This is a genomic window from Algoriphagus faecimaris (genome assembly GCF_900101705.1).
In the GTDB taxonomy this organism is placed as follows: Bacteria; Bacteroidota; Bacteroidia; order Cytophagales; family Cyclobacteriaceae; genus Algoriphagus; species Algoriphagus faecimaris.
The window spans coordinates 18,006-36,599 of the sequence record NZ_FNAC01000009.1; the positions used below are offsets into that span (position 1 = coordinate 18,006).

21 protein-coding genes are annotated in these 18,594 nt (G+C 42.0%); 14 read left to right on the forward strand and 7 right to left on the reverse strand.

What is annotated here, in order from left to right; translation table 11 throughout:
- Window position 1: 1 nt before the first annotated feature.
- The 4 genes from BLQ57_RS06285 to BLQ57_RS06300 all read right to left on the reverse strand — a co-directional run bounded on the left by BLQ57_RS06285 (window position 2) and on the right by BLQ57_RS06300 (window position 3,094).
- A complete protein-coding gene (locus tag BLQ57_RS06285; RefSeq protein WP_087938484.1) occupies window positions 2–436 on the reverse strand; it encodes an ATP-dependent zinc protease family protein in 435 nt (144 codons plus the stop codon).
- Window positions 429–1,577: a DNA polymerase III subunit gene (locus tag BLQ57_RS06290; RefSeq protein ID WP_087938485.1), complete on the reverse strand. Its 1,149-nt coding sequence runs from the start codon at window positions 1,575–1,577 to the stop codon at window positions 429–431. The genes BLQ57_RS06285 and BLQ57_RS06290 overlap by 8 nt, the downstream gene beginning before the upstream one ends.
- Window positions 1,578–1,588: 11 nt before the next feature.
- The gene (locus BLQ57_RS06295; RefSeq protein WP_087938576.1) at window positions 1,589–2,782 is read right to left on the reverse strand and encodes a GlmU family protein; all 1,194 of its coding nucleotides are present in this window, start codon (window positions 2,780–2,782) and stop codon (window positions 1,589–1,591) included.
- A gap of 69 nt (window positions 2,783–2,851) precedes the next feature.
- Window positions 2,852–3,094, reverse strand: a complete 243-nt coding sequence (locus tag BLQ57_RS06300; protein WP_087938486.1) for a type B 50S ribosomal protein L31 — start codon at window positions 3,092–3,094, stop codon at window positions 2,852–2,854.
- Between the two features lie 248 nt (window positions 3,095–3,342).
- Between BLQ57_RS06300 and BLQ57_RS06305 the strand changes: the two genes are divergently transcribed.
- From BLQ57_RS06305 to BLQ57_RS06335, 8 genes are all read left to right on the forward strand, one after another.
- Entirely contained in the window at window positions 3,343–5,040 is a 1,698-nt protein-coding gene (locus BLQ57_RS06305; protein ID WP_240507757.1) for a hypothetical protein, read from the forward strand.
- Window positions 5,041–5,091: 51 nt separating this feature from the next.
- Window positions 5,092–6,924 (forward strand): ABC transporter ATP-binding protein, encoded by a 1,833-nt coding sequence (locus tag BLQ57_RS06310; protein WP_087938487.1) that lies wholly within the window; start codon window positions 5,092–5,094, stop codon window positions 6,922–6,924.
- 29 nt (window positions 6,925–6,953) lie between these two features.
- Window positions 6,954–7,322: a SoxR reducing system RseC family protein gene (locus BLQ57_RS06315; protein ID WP_087938488.1), complete on the forward strand. Its 369-nt coding sequence runs from the start codon at window positions 6,954–6,956 to the stop codon at window positions 7,320–7,322.
- Window positions 7,323–7,381: 59 nt separating this feature from the next.
- The gene (locus BLQ57_RS06320; protein ID WP_087938489.1) at window positions 7,382–8,920 is read left to right on the forward strand and encodes a YifB family Mg chelatase-like AAA ATPase; all 1,539 of its coding nucleotides are present in this window, start codon (window positions 7,382–7,384) and stop codon (window positions 8,918–8,920) included.
- A gap of 17 nt (window positions 8,921–8,937) precedes the next feature.
- Window positions 8,938–9,831 (forward strand): ORF6N domain-containing protein, encoded by an 894-nt coding sequence (locus BLQ57_RS06325; RefSeq protein WP_087938490.1) that lies wholly within the window; start codon window positions 8,938–8,940, stop codon window positions 9,829–9,831.
- Between the two features lie 83 nt (window positions 9,832–9,914).
- Window positions 9,915–10,784, forward strand: a complete 870-nt coding sequence (locus tag BLQ57_RS06330; RefSeq protein ID WP_175444651.1) for a restriction endonuclease — start codon at window positions 9,915–9,917, stop codon at window positions 10,782–10,784.
- Window positions 10,785–10,797: 13 nt separating this feature from the next.
- The gene (locus tag BLQ57_RS21105; RefSeq protein ID WP_169712722.1) at window positions 10,798–10,953 is read left to right on the forward strand and encodes a hypothetical protein; all 156 of its coding nucleotides are present in this window, start codon (window positions 10,798–10,800) and stop codon (window positions 10,951–10,953) included.
- 8 nt (window positions 10,954–10,961) lie between these two features.
- Window positions 10,962–11,669 carry a tetratricopeptide repeat protein gene (locus BLQ57_RS06335; RefSeq protein WP_087938492.1) on the forward strand — a complete coding sequence of 236 codons (708 nt, stop codon included), beginning with the start codon at window positions 10,962–10,964 and terminating at the stop codon, window positions 11,667–11,669.
- Window positions 11,670–11,719: 50 nt separating this feature from the next.
- Here BLQ57_RS06335 and BLQ57_RS06340 read toward each other — a convergent pair whose 3' ends face one another.
- On the reverse strand, window positions 11,720–12,133 hold the full coding sequence (locus tag BLQ57_RS06340; protein ID WP_240507758.1) for a DUF2784 domain-containing protein: 414 nt from the start codon (window positions 12,131–12,133) through the stop codon (window positions 11,720–11,722).
- 218 nt (window positions 12,134–12,351) lie between these two features.
- Here BLQ57_RS06340 and BLQ57_RS06345 point away from each other — a divergent pair, with 218 nt between their 5' ends.
- Entirely contained in the window at window positions 12,352–12,789 is a 438-nt protein-coding gene (locus BLQ57_RS06345; RefSeq protein WP_087938493.1) for a DUF2214 family protein, read from the forward strand.
- Here the strand turns inward: BLQ57_RS06345 and BLQ57_RS06350 are convergent.
- On the reverse strand, window positions 12,786–13,877 hold the full coding sequence (locus BLQ57_RS06350; RefSeq protein ID WP_087938494.1) for a 6-phosphofructokinase: 1,092 nt from the start codon (window positions 13,875–13,877) through the stop codon (window positions 12,786–12,788). The genes BLQ57_RS06345 and BLQ57_RS06350 overlap by 4 nt on opposite strands.
- Before the next feature lie 115 nt (window positions 13,878–13,992).
- On the opposite strand from BLQ57_RS06350, the gene BLQ57_RS06355 reads away from it, so the two are divergent.
- Together BLQ57_RS06355 and BLQ57_RS06360 are read left to right on the forward strand one after the other, a co-directional pair.
- On the forward strand, window positions 13,993–14,733 hold the full coding sequence (locus BLQ57_RS06355; protein ID WP_087938495.1) for an MBL fold metallo-hydrolase: 741 nt from the start codon (window positions 13,993–13,995) through the stop codon (window positions 14,731–14,733).
- A gap of 158 nt (window positions 14,734–14,891) precedes the next feature.
- Entirely contained in the window at window positions 14,892–15,326 is a 435-nt protein-coding gene (locus BLQ57_RS06360) for a rhodanese-like domain-containing protein (RefSeq protein WP_087938496.1), read from the forward strand.
- Here BLQ57_RS06360 and BLQ57_RS06365 read toward each other — a convergent pair.
- On the reverse strand, window positions 15,323–16,432 hold the full coding sequence (locus BLQ57_RS06365) for a trans-sulfuration enzyme family protein (RefSeq protein ID WP_087938497.1): 1,110 nt from the start codon (window positions 16,430–16,432) through the stop codon (window positions 15,323–15,325). The genes BLQ57_RS06360 and BLQ57_RS06365 overlap by 4 nt on opposite strands.
- 126 nt (window positions 16,433–16,558) lie before the next feature.
- Here BLQ57_RS06365 and BLQ57_RS06370 point away from each other — a divergent pair, with 126 nt between their 5' ends.
- From BLQ57_RS06370 to BLQ57_RS06380, 3 genes are read left to right on the forward strand one after another with little or no spacing between them, the layout of a single operon-like run.
- Complete coding sequence (locus tag BLQ57_RS06370) at window positions 16,559–17,089, forward strand: RNA polymerase sigma factor (protein WP_087938498.1); 531 nt, start codon at window positions 16,559–16,561, stop codon at window positions 17,087–17,089.
- Window positions 17,086–17,778: a hypothetical protein gene (locus BLQ57_RS06375; RefSeq protein ID WP_087938499.1), complete on the forward strand. Its 693-nt coding sequence runs from the start codon at window positions 17,086–17,088 to the stop codon at window positions 17,776–17,778. Before BLQ57_RS06370 ends, BLQ57_RS06375 begins: the two co-directional genes overlap by 4 nt.
- Window positions 17,779–17,801: 23 nt before the next feature.
- Window positions 17,802–18,560, forward strand: a complete 759-nt coding sequence (locus BLQ57_RS06380) for a hypothetical protein (protein WP_087938500.1) — start codon at window positions 17,802–17,804, stop codon at window positions 18,558–18,560.
- Window positions 18,561–18,594 lie beyond the last annotated feature (34 nt).

An 18,594-nucleotide genomic window follows, 5' to 3' on the forward strand; every position in this document is an offset into this window, starting at 1 on the left:
TTTACTTACGGTATGCTTTGGCAAGATTGATTCCTGATACATCCACCAGAAATCGGTTCCTGAGGATTTTCCTACCTAATAGGATTGCATTTTTCATGCTAGACCTATCGGTTAATGTGATTTCGGCGGTAAACTTCTCACCCGCCAATTCCATGATTGTTTCTATCAAATAACGCACTTCTGCTTGTCCAAAAGAATTTTTTACTTTCTTTTCTCTGTAGTTTTCAAAAACCACTTGCCTACCGGTAAAACCTTTATGGCCTGGGAGTAGAGCTTCGAAAACCAGCACTTTTTTTCCTTCTCGGACCTCTTCTCTTATGTTTTCGGCATGTACAGAACTGGTATAAGCCCCTGTGTCCACTTTGGCCCAAATCAATTTTAGACCTAGTTCGGGAAGGGAAATACGTTCCTTTCTTCCTATGATTTTCTTATCCATTTCTATCTATCTTGGCCATTAAAACGGCTATTTCCATTGATAAATCCGTAAAAATCAACTTTGCATTCCCATTCCTTTCCAAATGATAATGGGCTTTGTTAAAGAGTTCGTAAAGAATAGGCACATGGTCTTCCTGAAGAATCTTACCGCTGATTTTATTAATAAATTCTCGGTCCTCTCCTTTAGTCCGCAGAAGCGTATCCACGGATACATTTCTAAGCAAAATCTCACGTAAAACATTCATGCCTGTCTGCAAAATAGATTTTTGAGCTTCCTTATCGTATTTATGATAGGCATCAGAGAGCGTAAAAAGGTCCTTGAAATTTCTCCCATGGCAAAGTCGAAACCATTTTCTAATCCAAGCCACTTGCTGATCTTCCATCTGATTGACGAGACGTACCGCCTCTCGGAGATCTCCGTCAGCGATCATGGAAATTTGCTCGGCCGTCTGATCATCAGAAAGTCCGGCATTTACCAGGTAATCGCGAACCTCTTGATCTGAGAAAGCCCGAATCATGACCTTTTGGGTACGTGAAAGAATGGTAGTCAAGAGTTGCTCAGGCTGGGAGGTGATCAGTATGAAGATGGTCTTAGGCTGAGGCTCTTCTAAAATCTTCAGCAGGGCATTTGCTGCTTGCTGATTAAGAAATTCCGCCCCCCAAATCATCATGATTTTATATCCTCCTTCGAAGGAAACGAGGGAAAGCGTCTGAATAATCTGACGAGCAGCTCCTACCGAAATATTAAGCTGTTTTTTTTCAAAACCATTATGATAGATGTAGTCATGAACATTACCATAGGGCTGCTCGAGAGCAAATTTTCGGAAATTCGCTAAATGATCTACCTTATCTTCCTTTTCCTCTTTTTTATCTTCTTTATTCTTGGAGACTAGGGGAAAAGCAAAATTCAAATCAGGCATTACCAATTTGGCCATGCGCTGACAAGGAGCGCAGGTACCACAGGAATCTTCCTCTCCGGGATTTTGGCAATACAGATAGGTGGTTAGGGCTAAGGCCATAGTCAAACTGGCGGAACCCTCGGGCCCATGGAATAATAAAGCATGCGCCAGGTGATTATTTTTCACCGCATTGATCAGGTGCTTTTTAGTCTCGGGCAAACCCGGTATTTCGGCAAATTGCATGTGTCAGAGGATCAGGCGTGTTTTTCCCAGATTCGATAATTCTTCGTCAATTCAAAGATTTTTTTGTAAAGCTCAGACTCCGATTGGGACCATTCCATTTTTCTTCTAGAAAGGACCACTTTGGCTGTCTCTTCAAATTTTGGGAACTGAAAGGTAGAAAAACCAGCCGCTCCCCCCCAAGCAAATGAGGGAATAAAGTTGCGAGGAAACCCATCCCCAAAAATATTGGCTCCTACACCTACTACCGTCCCGGTATTAAACATGGTATTGATGCCGCATTTGGAGTGGTCTCCCATCATCAGCCCACAAAATTGCAGTCCTGTGGAGACAAAACCTCCTTTGACATAGCTCCAAAGTTTTACTGGAGCATAATTATTTTTCAAATTAGAAGTATTGGTATCTGCTCCTAGATTACACCATTCTCCGATGACGGAGTTTCCAAGGAATCCATCATGACCTTTATTGGAGTAGCCAAAAAACACAGAGTTTGAGATTTCACCCCCGACTTTGGATTGTGGTCCTACTGTGATATCCCCCCGCATTTTTGCTCCCATATTTACAGTAGACCCTTCACACAGCGCAAAGGGCCCTCGTATCAAGGCTCCTTCCTGAATCTCTGTATTTTTACCTATATAAATCGGCCCATTTTCAGCATTTAATACGGCTGCTTTGATGACAGCTCCTTCTTCGATGAAAATATCCTGACCATAGGTTTGAGTATAAGGGTCTGTGAGGGTCTGACTTTTCCGCCCAGCCGTGATCCGCTCAAAGTCACTGATGATCTCCTCTCCGTTTAGGGAGAAAATATCCCATGGGTTTTGCAAAAGTTGGGGTTCTTTGGGGATTTGTACAATTTCTTTGGAGGATGCTTTGCTGAGGTTTTTCTCCGTCTCACCGATATAGGTTGCTATCAGGGTCTTTCCGTGGTATAGGGACTGGTCTTTTTTCAGCTTTTTCAGAAAAAGAATCGTTTCGCCAGTCGGAAGCAGGGAAGCGTTGACCGCAAGGTGAACCCCTTTATTTCTCGGGAATCTATCTTGTAGGTAGTCTTGAGTCAAAAATGAAACAGGTTTTCCGCTGATTAATTCCCACTTTTCGGAAATTTTCAAGATACCCACCCGAATGTCTCCTACAGGCCTGGTAAAGGTAAATGGCAATAAAGCGCCTCTGATAGAGGGATCGTCAAACAATAGTAGCTGCTCCATAGGGCAAAAATAAAAAAGTCTCCCGGAATCCATGCTCCGGAAGACTTTTTCGCTGAAAGTACTGGAATATTACTTCTTGTATCTTCTGTTGAATTTCTCCACTCGACCAGCTGTATCGAGCAACATTTTCTTACCTGTGTAGAAAGGATGAGACTCAGAGCTCACTTCTATTTTGTATACAGGGTATTGCTTGCCATCTTCCCACTCGATTGTCTCGGAGGTTTCGATGGTAGATTTGGTCATAAATTTAAACTCAGAAGATGTGTCATAAAATACGACGTCTCTGTAGTTTGGATGAATATCAGCTTTCATATCACTAGTATTTTTGGAGTACCTTTTTCAAATGAGGCACAAAGTTATTCTTTTTCACAAAAACCACCAAATCTTTACTCAAAATTTCCTTGAGTTAACCTGGATTCAACTCTACTTCAAAGGTAATGAGTCTTAGGATTTTCCGGCCAGGTCCAATAAAAATTTGATAAAAATATCAGGATCTCTCCGAAAACTGTATTTTCGGGTTGAAAAGCATCCATTTTTATGCATTTCCCAAATCTTATTCCATGCAAAACTCCCTTCTTTCACCAGTGAGCTACAGTCTGCTTCTTGGAGTGGCCTTACTTCTAGTTTCTTCTTCACTTTTTGCGCAAGGTAGCTACATCCCCTATGAGCGAGACTACTATCACAAGATCGAGCGATATGAAATCTTACAAGGTGCGAATAACCCCTTTTTTCAGACAGGATTCAAACCTTTCAGAAGAGACATCTTAGGACATTATCTAGATAGTCTGCAGAATGACCCCGTCATCCGCTCGTCCTCGGATCGATTTAACCTAGCTTATCTAGCGCAGGATAATTGGGAGTTTGTCCAGCAGGAAACCCCGGAATCAGAAAACCCTTTTCTAAAAAAAATTTACCGCAGACCCGGTGATTTTGCCCACTACTACGATGAAGATTTTGACATTCATCTCAGTCCTGTGATTTACCTGAGCGGAGCCCTAGAAAGCGATCAAGACCGGAAGCCTGCCCAATTGAGCCGCGGTGTTGTCGTCCGAGGCGCCATTGACAAAAAAGTGAGTTTCTATACTTATCTGACTACCTCGGAGGTTTTTCTTCCCTCTTGGACAAAGGCCTACGCCTCAAATAATCTTGCCGTACCGGGTGAAGGGTTTTGGAAAGAATATCAAGGTGATGGGTATAGCTATTTTTCAGCTCGGGGGCATGTCAATTTTCACCTGACCAAAAGTATCCAAGCCCAAGTAGGACATGATCGGAATTTTGTCGGAGAGGGCTACCGATCTTTTCTTCTTTCAGATTTTTCAAACCCCTACATGTTTGTCAAGCTGAATACTAAAGTCTGGAAGTTTCAACTCACCAACCTCTGGACTCAAATGACCGCGGATGTCTTTTATAATAGAAGAAGGCCCACAGACGGTCGCTATACCCAGAAGTTTTTCTCCATGCACCGACTCAGTTTCAATGTGGGTAAAAAGCTCAATCTTGGATTTTTTGAATCCGTAATGACTGATCAGATCAATTTTAATTATTTCAATCCCGTGGTGTTTTTCCGCTGGGTAGAGCAGCAGCTAGGCACTCCGGACAAAGTCATGCTGGGCATGGATGCCAAATGGAATTTTCGGCCGGGCATGCAGCTTTATGGGCAATTTGCATTGGATGAATTTGTGTTTGGAGAGTTTTTTGGAATTGATGGCAAAGGCTCAAAGCGTAATAAATACGGCGTGCAAGCAGGCTATAAATACATCGATGCCTTTGAGGTGTCAAATTTAGACTTGCAGATCGAGTTTAATACAGCACGGCCTTACACCTTTCAAGAAAAAATCGATTACCAATCCTACTCCAATTGGCGAACTCCACTCACCCATCCCCTAGGGGCTAATTTTCGAGAATTTATCGGGATTTTGCGCTATCAGCCGCTTCCAAGGTTAAATGTCACTGCTTTGGGTATGTATCAATTTTTTGGATCTGACCCGGATCCAGAGACCAATTGGGGTGGAAATGTATTGAAAAATCGATTGGATGGAAGTCCAACTGGACTATTTGGAAATACTATAGGTCAAGGCATCGAAAATACCGTTTTTCAATCTAATCTGACTGCGAGCTACATGCTGAAGCATAATTTCTTCATTGATGCATCCCATACCTTCAGACATCAGCGGATCGAAGGCTCTGATCATCAGCGATCACAAATGCTGCAAGTAGGGATTAGATGGAACTTTATCCGTCCCGAATTCAATTTCTAGTCAGAATGCTATTTTCCGTAACTTGCGGGCTCAATTGCTGAACCAATTTTCATGAAGACTTATTTGCGGATTCTCTCTTATGCCAGACCCTATGGCAAGTTTGTTCCGACATATATATTATACACCCTCTTTTCTATCATTTTTGGATTGATCAATTTCACCCTGCTCAAGCCCCTATTTGATGTGATTTTCGAGCAAGTCGATCCAGAGACGTTGAAGCAATACGAAGAACTTCCCCCTTTCAATCCCTCTATCGACTACTTCACCGGGCTTTTCAATCATTATTTTCTCAGTGTAGAGGCTGATTATGGCAAGGTTGGCACTTTGATGTTTGTCTGCATTATCATCGTGATATCAGTCTTCCTTTCCAATTTATTCACCTACCTCTCTGGAGTAGTCTTGGCTAAAGTTCGCGCCGTTGTCATCAAACGGATGAGGATGGATATTTTTGGAAAAGTAAGTAGCCTGCACATCGGCTATTTCTCCGATGAGCGCAAAGGCGACCTCATGTCCAAAATGACCAATGATGTACAAGAGGTAGAAAACACCATCGTCCAATCATTACGAGTAGTCTTTCGAGAGCCAGCGACAATCATTCTATATTTTGCGGTCTTGTTTTTTATGTCGGTCAAGCTGACTCTGTTTACGATTCTAATCATTCCTATATCAGGTGCTATCATTGGAGGAATCACCCGTAGATTAAAAAAACGAGCCGTACAGAGCCAGCAATCCTTGGGTAGAATTGTTAATATTCTCGATGAAACTCTGAGCGGAATGCGCGTCATCAAGGCCTTCAATGCGGAGCGGTTCATGTTTAGAAAATTTGATACTGAAACAGACCACTATGCTGCGGTCAATGTTAATATGGCCCGTAAGAATGAATTAGCTTCACCAATTTCCCAATTTTTGGGAGTCAGCGTAGTCGCCGGAATATTGGTCTATGGCGGAAGCCTGGTCCTAAGCGGAAATTCAGACCTGAGTGCCTCGGATTTCATCACATACATCATCATCTTCACTCAAGTACTCAATCCTGCCAAAGAGATTTCAAGAGCAGTTTCTAGCATTCAACGGGGAATTGCCTCTGCTGAGCGGATTTTTGAAGTGGTAGACACGGATTCAAAAATCAAAAATCCCACTCGGACTATTGCTATCCATCAATTCAACAGCGGAATCAAATTTGAACACGTGAGTTTTGCTTATGAAGAGCAACTGATTTTACAAGACATTAACTTCACTCTTAAAAAAGGTAAAACCATTGCTCTTGTCGGGCCTTCGGGTGGAGGAAAATCCACAATGGCTGATTTGGTCCCGCGCTTTTATGATCCCTCAAAAGGAAAAATCACATTGGATGGAAATGATCTCCGTGACCTAAAGCTGGAAGAACTCCGCAAACTCATGGGGATAGTCACGCAGGAATCCATCCTATTCAATGATACTGTATTTAACAACATCGCTTTTGGAATCGAAGAAGTTACTGAGGACCAGGTCATTGAATCCGCTAAAATCGCCAACGCCCATGAATTTATCATCAAGATGGAGGAGGGCTACCAAACTTCCATCGGAGAGCGTGGTAGTAAACTTTCCGGAGGACAGCGACAGCGACTGAGTATCGCGAGAGCTGTTTTGAAAAATCCGCCGATTCTTATCCTCGATGAAGCGACTTCTGCACTAGACTCAGAATCTGAAAAACTGGTACAAGAGGCCCTGACCCACTTAATGAAAAATCGGACGACATTGGTGATCGCGCATCGACTAAGCACCATTCAGCATGCCGATGAGATTTTGGTAATCGAGCGTGGGCAAATCGTACAGCGAGGCAATCACCAGGAGCTGATAAACCAAAAAGGCTTGTATCAAAAGCTTTCGAGTATTCAGTCCGTTTAGTATATTAGAGCTATTAATTTCAAAATATCATGAAGAAAACTCACCAAGTTTTACAAATCATCCTCTTAGCTTATTTTGGCTTATTTTTAATCTTTTTCATCGCCTTTGACACGTTGGGAGGCCTCTTTGGAATGCAGGAGGTCAGCTCTGACGACATGGTGAAAATCATCCTGTTGGGCTTTATCCTATTCCTCATTTCTTGGCTTATCGGTAGGACAGTGAGAGCTTCTTTGGAGAAGAAAATCAAAAACATGGAAACTGAGATGAATGGGTTAAAAGCCAAAATCTACGACATGGAGCATCCAAAATCCGCTGAAAAAGCCAAAATCAAACCCTCTCCTTCTGAAGAGACAGAATCGAGTAATTTACCTCCGAGACAAAATTTCACTGAGGAATAAGGAGTTAATTTTCAGAAAACTGTATATTAAGGAAACCAAAACCGGTTTCCTTTTTTATTATGGTAGCAAAAACTTTTGGAAGTGCAGTATCTGGCGTAGATGCCAACTTGATCACCATTGAAGTCAATGTGGGTCAGGGGACAAGTTTCTATATGGTAGGATTACCTGATTCTGCCGTAAAAGAATCCCAACAGCGGGTAGAGTCAGCCCTCAAGTATTTTGGCTTTCGGATGCCTCGGCAAAAGGTGGTGATCAACCTAGCCCCTGCCGATATTCGAAAAGAAGGCTCAGCCTATGACCTGCCCATTGCGATGGGAATATTGCAGGCCTCTGAGCAGGTGGAATTTCCCGAACTGGATCGCTACGTGATCATGGGTGAACTTTCTCTAGACGGGAAACTTCGTCCGATCAAAGGAGTCTTACCTATCGCCATTGAGGCGAGAAAACAAGGTTTTAAAGGATTCATCCTCCCGCTCGTTAATGCCAAAGAAGCCTCTATCGTCAATAATCTGGATATCATTGGCGTGGAAAATTTACAGCAGGCAGCAGATTTTCTGATGGGTGATCTACAGATTGAGCCTTTGGTGACAGATACCCGTGAGATTTTTTACCATTCCCTCGATGACGTAGAATTTGACTTTGCGGATGTCCAAGGTCAGGAAAATATCAAGCGAGCCATGGAAATCGCCGCCGCTGGAGGGCACAATGTCATCATGATAGGACCTCCCGGTGCAGGAAAAACCATGCTGGCCAAAAGATTACCTTCGATACTTCCTCCACTTTCCCTGCAGGAAGCCCTAGAAGCGACTAAAATCCACTCCGTGGCTGGAAAGCTAGGAAACAATGCTTCACTGCTGGCCAATCGGCCTTTTCGAAGTCCTCACCATACGATTTCGGACGTTGCTTTGGTCGGCGGAGGAGGGAATCCACAACCTGGGGAAATTTCACTGGCGCATAATGGAGTGCTTTTCCTCGATGAATTGCCTGAATTCAAGCGAACCGTACTCGAAGTCATGCGCCAACCTCTGGAAGAGCGAAAAGTCACCATTTCAAGAGCCAAAATTTCAGTCGATTACCCGGCTAATTTTATGCTAATCGCCAGTATGAACCCCTGTCCCTGCGGCTATTACAACCATCCGGAAAAGGAATGTGTCTGCGGACCGGGTATCGTACAGCGCTATTTAAATAAGGTCAGTGGACCACTTCTCGATCGAATTGACCTTCACGTGGAAGTGACTCCAGTGAAATTTGACGAGATGACCTCCACTCGAAAGAGTGAATCCAGCAAAGCCATTCGAGAGCGAGTCATCAAAGGGAGGGAAAAACAAAAAGAGCGATTCCAGAGCAATCCCGAAGTCTATTGCAATGCGATGATGCCTTCACATATGGTCAAGGAAGTCTGCCAAATCAATGAGGCTGGTAAAGCCTTACTCAAAACTGCTATGGAACGCTTGGGTCTCTCCGCCCGGGCTTATGACCGCATCCTCAAAGTTGCCCGCACCATCGCCGATATTGCAGATAGTTCTGATATCAAGGTGGAGCATCTGGCAGAAGCGATTCAGTATAGAAGTCTGGACCGTGAAGGCTGGGCAGGGTGATTTTCAATCGATGAAAGATGAATCAGCTAACAAGCCAAGAAATAGAAAACCAAATTCACAACATCCGTGGGCAACAAGTGATGCTGGATAGTGACTTGGCAGCTTTGTATGGAACAGAGACCAAGTACATTAATCGGGCTGTTTCCAGAAATCCAGAAAGATTCCCAAGATCATTTTCATTTGAACTTGAGCAGGAAGAGTGGAATTTTTTAAGGTTCCAAGTTGGAACCTTAAATGTAAATCATGGAAGAGGTAGACATAGGAAGTATCTTCCTAGAGTCTTTACCGAGCAAGGGGTCGCTATGCTTTCAGCTGTCCTGAAAACAGAAACAGCAATCCAAGTAAGTATTCAGATCATACAGGCATTTGTTGAAATGAGAAGATTTTTAGGAAACAATGGAGGGCTTTTTCAACGGATAAACCAATTGGAGAACAAGCAGATTGAAAATGATAAAAAGTTTGATCAGTTGTTCCAAGCTTTTGAAAAGAATCAATTAAATCCGGAAAAGGGGGTGTTCTTTAATGGGCAGATTTTTGATGCTTATGTCTTTGTCACAAACCTGATAAAAAGTGCCAAAGAAGAAATAATACTGATTGACAACTACCTGGACGAGTCTATTTTAGTCTTATTGAGCAAGTGCTCCTCAAGGGTATCAATTTCCTTATATACCAAGGAAATTAGCAGGAAGCTTAAGCTGGATTTTGAAAAATTCATACAGCAATACCCAAATGCCAATCTGAAGACATTTTCAAAAAGTCATGATCGTTTTTTAATTCTTGATAAATCAATACTCTATCATTTTGGAGCATCACTCAAAGATCTTGGAAAAAAGTGGTTTGCTTTTTCAAGGATGGATGATTTTACTGATCTTATATTGAATGAACTCAAAAGAGGAGAAATGAAAAATTAATTTTTCAAACAATTTGAATGGAGGATTTATAGAGAAGGATAGGCGGGATGAATAATTTGGAATTAAAAATTTAAAATTGAATAATGAAAAAAAGAAAGGGTCAAGCTGAATTCGTACAATGGTTTGGGCCATTATTAGATGCACTTAGAGAACTTGGATATTCTGGTAAACCACGAGAAGTATCTGAAAGGATCGCCCAAAATCTTGAATTGAAAGATGATTTTTTAGATGAGACTTTAAAGTCAGGAGGGAATAGGTTTCACAATCAGGTGGCTTGGGCTAGACAATACCTCATTTGGGAAGGACTATTAGATTCCTCTGAAAGAGGAACTTGGAAACTCACCGAAAAAGGCAAAAACACACATTTAACATCTGATGAATCAAGGCAGATATTCTTAAAATGGGTAGAGATCAATCAAAAAATTAGAAAAGAAAAATCGAGAAAAGAGATTATTGAAGACCAAGAGGAAGAAGAACCTGAGACAGTAGAAGTAACTGCTGAAAACAACCTACTTTCCGTTCTGAAATCTCTTTCACCTTCAGGATTTGAAAATGTATGTAAAGAGTTACTGAGAGAGCATGGCTTTGAAAATGTGGAAGTCACAGGAAAATCTCATGATGGGGGAATTGATGGTTTTGGGGTTTTAGAGTTAAACCCTTTTGTAAGTTTTAAAGTGATTTTCCAATGTAAAAGATATGAAGGATCTGTCTCCAGAGCACAAGTTGGCGATTTTCGAAATGCGATGTTAGGCCGAGCGGAAAAGGGAATCATTCTAACAACAGGCTCCTTTTCTCGCGATGCTGAAAAAGAGGCATCTCGAGACGGAGCACCTCCCATTGAATTGGTAGACGGTAAAAAGCTCATCCAAATGTTTGAAATGGTGAAATTAGGACTAAAGCCCAAAACGGTTTACGATGTTGACTTAAATTATTTTCAGAAATTCAAAGAATAAAGACTCTATCAAAATGAAAAAAATAACCAAAAGAGAAATCATCGCATTTATCCTAGGCCTATTTACTTTTATAGTCTTGGATACTGCATTGAACTGGGAGGAAGCCAAAGAAGCCATGCGGAAAGGATACGAGGACGGGCGTAAATATGAAATGGAGTCTGTGAAATAAAGGCAAAAATGGCCCACCCCAACGAATTTTTCTCCCAAGAATATATCCTAAAACTTTATCGTGAGCTGGATAATGCAGCTACAGAAACAAAAGTCCAATTCACGCTGGATTATATTGATACCATCAAAGAAGACTATCCCCTTGAGCTGGTTGAGTATATGACAAAGACTCAACTTGCTAATATCTATTTCGACCAAGAGGAGTACGAAAAGGCCCTTCCTATCCTAGAAGAAATCAAGACTCTAAAATCTCCCGAAGGTACTGGAGGAAAACACCTATACATCCTCCTCCTTATTCGGACTCATCGGCTTCTTGGAAACTTCGAAATGGCAATCTCCCTTTTGGAGCGAAATTTACTTTCTGAAGGAAATCCTGATAAAGGTTTCGATACTTTAGATTTTTTGAAAGAGCACGCAAAGCTTTGTCAAGATGCCGGATTGGAATTTGATCCAAGATTCAAGGGTAAAATTGATTTTGTTGTTGAAAGTTTGGGATTTGAAGACAAAGACCTCCAATCGCTAGAAATGATTGACTATTTAACCAAAACGAATACAGATTGGAATATCCGCATGGGTAAGATCATTTTGAAAAAGGATATTTCGGGAGAAGAAAAGACTCAAATATTAGAAGATTTCTTGAAGGAATGTCCAATCAGATGGTATAGAGATTATGTAATTGAAATGATCAATCATTACAGAAGTCGAAATCAGGATTAATTTATAGAAGAGTCATTTAACCACCCTAATTCATTCGGAATAAACTTTTATCATTCAGAAACCTTAGCTTTAGATCCCTTTTTTCTAAAATTCACCCAAATCGACATCCCAAAGGCCAAAAGTGTGAAGCCCAGGGTCCCCGCATCCACCCATTTTTGATCAGGTCGCCAGCCAAAAATCCTATCGAGAAGGTAGCTGATATAGGAGTTGGGCAGGTTTGGAGTGCCGAGTTTCTCCAGGACTTGCCAGTGCCAATCCGTCAAAGGGCAATATCCCCAACCATACCAAATGCCCAAAAACCCCCAGGAAAGTAGGGTTAAGCTGATGGTAATCAGGTGAGCTTTTCGTGTCTTTCTCCAGATCCATCCCAAAAGGTTGAAAAGGATCAAGGCAGAGTGAAAAATCACAAAAAACCAATCGGCAATAATGAGTAACGTATCTGTTGACAACATTGAAAGCACCATTTTTGGGATTTTCCTACAAGATAGCAAAGTGCCAGTTTTTCCTAATTTTTGAAAAACCAAGTCTATAGGAAAGCAAAAGTTCTTCGGTTATTTCGAAGAGTATTTTAGTAATTTGATTAGCGTTTTTGACTATTTTCAATCTATCAAAATGAAAAAATACCGTAACTTTTCTGGAAAAACGAACTGTCAAACACCTGTCTAAATATTTTTCTCCCCATATGGAAATTCTGCTTCGTTATCTTCACTTCATCTCCGTCATTACACTTTCCGGATCCTTGATCGCAGAGTTTTTTATTCTAGAAAAAACCCTTCAAAGAAAAACCATCAAACACTTAGGCCAAATCGATGCCATCTATGGGATTTCGGCCTTGGTTCTGCTCGGTGCAGGGTTGACGCTTTGGCTAGGTGAATTCGGTAAACCTGCTGAATTCTACAATCAAAACCCCACTTTTCATCTGAAGCTCGTTTTTTTTATTTTGATAGGTTTACTATCCATCTATCCCACCATCTTTTTTATCAAAACAGGAAAAGGAGAAGCCGAGGACCAAGTAGAAATTCCTCTATTAATTAGATGGTCTTTAAGGGCAGAACTACTTCTACTAGTAAGCATCCCCTTATTGGCAGGACTAATGGCGAAAGGAATCCAAATTATTTAATCCCCAAAACTAATTCCCATGCCTTTTGCTGCTTGTACCAAAGTCCCTTTCGGATCAACGTAATTATAAGCCGAAATCGCTTTTTTGATAGGAACAGATGTGTATTGATTATTGAGTAAAACGACTAATTCACCAAATTCCCCCTCCAAGACGAGTTCAAAAGCTTTTACACCAAAAACTGAAGCAATCACCCGATCAAAGGCAATCGGCGTGCCTCCACGTTGCGTATGACCCAAAACGGTTTCACGAATATCCGCATCCAGACCCGCAGCTTTCAATTGTTCACTTAATGTATACGCTACTCCACCCAGGCGGACTGCAATTCTTCCTTCCTCTCCTTTGCTTGAAGTCACTGTTCCTTCCTTGGCATGAGCGCCTTCTGCGATGACAATATTGACAAATCCGCGACCATTGGCATAGCGGGATTCTATGCGCTTTACCACTTCATTGAGATCATAGGGGATTTCTGGGATGAGGCAGATTTCTGCTCCACCTGCAATCGCCGTATAAAGTGCAATCCAGCCGGCATTTCTTCCCATCACTTCCATGATCATCACACGATGATGACTCGCTGCGGTGGTCACTAATCGATCAAAAGAATCGGTAGCAATCTGTACGGCCGTCTGAAACCCAAAAGTAAAATCAGTTGAAGACAGGTCATTGTCAATAGTCTTAGGTACACCAACGACCGGCATTCCTGCTTCGAACATCGCCTGAGAAATCTCCTGAGAGCCATCTCCTCCGATGTTAATCACGGCATCGAATCCTTTTTTCTTGAGATCAGCTACCAATTCTGGGATTTTATTAATGATTTTCACCGAGCCATCAGCCTGCTTTTCCGAAAATCTAAGTGGATTTCCCTTGTTCGTGGTTCCCAGCATCGTCCCCCCGATCACATGGATTCCTGCGGTGTTTTGCTCATCCAATTTGATGATTCGGGGAGGATTTTCCATTACCCCGTTAAAGGCTTCAAAACTCCCCCACACTTCCCACTCTCCTGAAAGAGCTGCGCGTTTGGTAATCCCTCTGATGACCGCATTGAGTCCGGGGCAATCACCACCGCCGGTAGAAACTAACAATTTTTTCATATCTTCTGGAAAATAATGAAGGGAATCCCTGTCATCTTAAAGATCAAGGCCCTCCGAGGTTACTATTTTAAAACAGATTTTAATTAGTGGAGTTAACCATCAAAGCATTTAACCTATGAAAAAATTCACCTTTCTCCTAGTATTTATCTCCTATTTCAGTTTTGGGCAGGATCAAATACCCGCTCAAAACGGAGCAATACAAATCAACCCCATCCTTCATGGTTCTTTAGTGATTGAATATCAAGACCTGACCATCTATGTGGATCCATACGGTGGTGCAGAGCGGTTTGCTGGACAAAAGCCTGCAGACCTTGTTTTGATTACTGATATTCACGGTGATCATCACAATCAGGAAACACTCGATGGTTTAGACTTGAGCAAAGCTACGATTGTCGCTCCTGCTGCCGTGGCTGAGAAACTTCCAAAAGACAAGTATGCAAAAGTCGAAGTCATCGGAAATGGAGAACAAAAATCAATTTCCGAAGCTGATATTCGTGCCATTCCTATGTACAACCTTCCAGAAACAGCGGATAGCAGACATCCCAAAGGAAGGGGAAATGGCTATATCGTAACCTTGGGAGGAAAGCAAATTTACCTTTCAGGAGACACCGAAGACATTCCAGAAATGAGAGCGCTCAAAGGAATAGACGTGGCTTTTGTCTGTATGAACCTTCCCTACACCATGGATGTCAATCAAGCTGCTAGTGCAGTTTCTGCATTTAAACCTGCCATTGTTTATCCTTATCATTTTCGCGGTGGAGACGGACTAGCTGATGTGAATCACTTCAAAAGCCTAGTCAATCAGTCTGCTCCTCAGGTAGAAGTAAGATTGAGAAACTGGTACCCAGAAAATTAAGATTCCAAATTCAAATGAATGGATTGAAAGCAGCTTAAAGGGCTGCTTTTTGCTTTTAAACTGAAAGATTAAATCTTCAATTTCACACTACTTTTGTGCGTAGAGTCACAAATAAAAAATAGGTGAATTAACTACTTTTAGCTTCTCAAATCCCGACTATGAAAAATCTGTTTTTTGTCCTATCACTAGTTCTTCTTTTGGGAGGCTGCTCTGGTGCTGATCAGCAACAAAACAACTCTCAATCCACAACCAAGGAAAGCCAACAAGCGAGAGTAATCACGCTTAACTCAAAGGATTTTCAGTCAAAATTTCAAACTGGAAAAGGGATTTTGCTAGACGTCCGCACACCTGCTGAGATCAATCAAGGCATTTTGTCAAAAGACGCCACTGTAATTGATATCTATTCCAGTGATTTTGCCAAGCGCGTGCTGGAGCTGCCCAAAGATGAGGAAATTTACATCTACTGCAGTGCAGGTGTCAGAAGCGAGCAGGCGGCTAATTTCCTGATTGAAAACGGATACACTCAGGTTTTTCACTTGAGAGGTGGTCTTGGAGATTGGGCAAGAAACGGCCTTCCCCTCGAGCGTCTTTAAATCTTCGAAAAGGCTAGGTCCAAATCCTCCAGCAAATCATCACTATGCTCTAGTCCTACCGAGACCCGAATGAGGTTTGGAGGAGTCAGCGTATCGGGACCCTCCACGGCAGCTCTTCGCTCTATGATACTTTCTACCCCTCCAAGACTTGTAGCATTGACAAAAAGATGAAGATCTTTTATCAGTCGATCGGCAGCATCTGCACCGCCCTTGACTTCAAAAGAAACTACGCCACCAAATCCCGTCATCTGACCTGCTGCAACCTCATGTCCGGGGTGATTTTTTAGTCCTGGATAGTGTACTTTCTCTACTTTGGGATGGTTCAAAAAGTACTCGGCTAGCACCATGGCATTCTGAGCATGACCGCGCATTCGATAAGCCAGCGTTCGGATGCTTCGACTTAGCCAGTAGCAATCTGCTGCTGCAGGTACAGCTCCACCTACTCTCTGCACAGTTCTGATTTTTGCCCAAAACTCGTTGTCTTCTTTTCCCACCAAAATACCACCCAAGATATCACTGTGTCCCCCAAAGTACTTGGTACTGCTATGCATCACGATATCTGCACCTAGTGCCAATGGATTTTGGAATACTGGCGTAGCGAAGGTGTTGTCGCAAGCCAAAATAGCTTTTTGGTTTTTGGCGATTTCAGCAATTTTTCGGACATCACTGATTTTCAGTAAAGGGTTTGACGGCGTCTCTATCCAAAAAAGCCGGGTATTGGGACGGATCGCTTTTTTTACTTCCTCAGGATCTGCCATGTTCACAAAACTCACCTCGTGAATCCCTTTGAAAAGAATGCTCATGGAATTATGCAAGCCATGATACATATCATCAGGCGCAATGATATGAGAGCCCGGCTCCAGCGCTTGAAAAACAGCTGTACCCGCTGCATTCCCAGAAGAAAAAGCCGCAGCGACCTTTCCTCCTTCCAGTGAAGCCACCAGCTCCTCTAGGGCCAATCTATTGGGATTTCCTGCGCGAGTGTAGAGCATCCCTGCTTCATTTTCATGCTCAAAAGTCGTACTCAATGTGATCGGCTGAACCACCGGCCGGTTGGTATCGGTGATATGATTTCCTTTATGAATGGATCGGGTTTCGAATTTCATAACTTGATTAATTTTTGGGAAATTAAGAAAGTAAATCCAAAGGCAAGATGAGAAAAATCACATAAATGAAGTTTACTTTCCAACCTTTTCTTCACGAGATGACTCTTACTCCTAGAAAAGCATCCGATGAATCAAATCCAACTTAACAAAGAACTAATCAAACAAATCATAGCTCAAGATCGAAAAGCTCAATTTCAGCTTTTTGAACTTACAAAAAGGATGGTTTACTCTCTTGCTTTTCGGATGCTAAATAATGAAGATCTTGCGCACGATGTACTTCAAGAAACTTATGTTGAAGTTTTTCAACAAATAAAAAACCTGAAACACCCGGAGGCTTTGGTCTCTTGGATGAAAACAATTACAGCTCGAAAAGCAATCAAAGCAGGCAAAAAGCAATTTGAGTTTGATCAACTTGATCAGCATCCCGACCCTATCGATAATCAATTTGATTCCTGGTTTGACGGGGAAATATTAGATCAAGCAATAAGGGAGCTACCTCCTGGTGCAAGGGCAGTATTCATGTTGGTAGCAGTAGAAGGGTATACTCACAAGGAAACGGCAAATCTTCTTGGAATCACTGAAAGTACTTCAAAATCCCAATTAAACTATGCCAAAAAACTGCTGAAAACACGAATTAAAAACTTAATCAACGCATGAAAGACCTACCTGAACACGAACCGAGAAGCGATAGCTGGGAAAGAATCATGCTTAAAAAGAATTTTGATTCCCAATTGATCAAAAACCTAGGAGAACTCCCAGCCTATGATCCATCAGATACAGCATGGAGTAGTATTGAAAAAAGGCTTGACAATACCAAAAGAAGAATCATCTGGAGACCAATTGGGATCGCCGCTTCTATCTTCGGATTGCTCATTTTGGCTTTCTTCCTAGTGCGGCAGGAAAATGTGAAAGTTGATTCTCAACAACCAAAAATTGCATGGACTTCAAAAACCTCCTTGCCAACAGCTTCCATTGAGCAAGAAGAAAGAACGGATTCTTTGAATGAAACGATTACCGCAACCACTGATAAAAAACCTACGCCCGAAATTATCACCAAATCATCACGGAGAAGTGAATTTGTGCCAACTATCTCCACTCGACCTCCGATATCGATAAGCGATGACTTGACTGTAAAAGGAATGGACCTTGAAGTAAGGGGGAAATATGACCCTAATGTTCAAAATACAAATGAGACTTACCATTTGGTCGCTATCTCCTGGGGTCTTGATAAAATTAAGTTTCAAGTCAAAACAAATTTTGGGGCTCAAGACCCGATTTTATTAGAATCCATCAGCAATGAGAAGGGAGATTTTCAAGCCCGAATCATACTCAACCGGAAAAAATAAACTAGACAAAACGTACTAAAACAATGAAACGATTTCTAATTATCGCACTATTCCTATGCCTTGCCAATACTCTTAGCTTTGCCCAGGAGCTACAAAACAGACTCCCAAAAAACCATCAGGCATGGGCTGATAGAAGCTTTCCAGTTACTGACACTTTGGCTTTTGATTTTCCTAATGAGGGTAAACTTCTCATCCTGTTCAATCGGGAGGAGTTTACTCCTGAATTACTCGAAGAAGAATTTCGACCCTTATTGGAGCAGGCAACCCAATTCCCTGCTTTTGAAACGCATGTTTACCGTGTATGCCAAAACTTTTTCCCCACAAGGGTGAGCCAAGTAAAAAATAAAATTCAAAAAAAATACTGGAAAACCCTCACCTCCATTGAATTGGGCTTTCCGGTGGGCCTAGATTTTACAGCAGGAAAATTTACTCCCGAAATTGGTTTTCAGGCAGCATTAAGTTTACCTGGATTTCAAATAGGCGGTTCTATTACCAATACGGTCTATTTCCCTGAATCAGATTCTGGGTTTTCTGTCAACAGCAATTGGTTTGTCAATGCGGAGTATCATTGGAAGCCGGGTAGCCTTTACGCCAATCAGCACCAGACCGTACAAGTTGGATACCTACTCAATAATTCTAACAACCTGCTTTTTGAAGGCACTACGATGCGCGCAACTTATAAACAAACGTTGAGCAGACACATGAGCGTACAAGCTGGGATAATTGGTACAAAAAACCTAACTACATTCTATCCAGTAGTCGGGTTCAGGATTAGATTCTAAGACTTTTAAAACAAAAAGAGCCAGAAATTTCCGG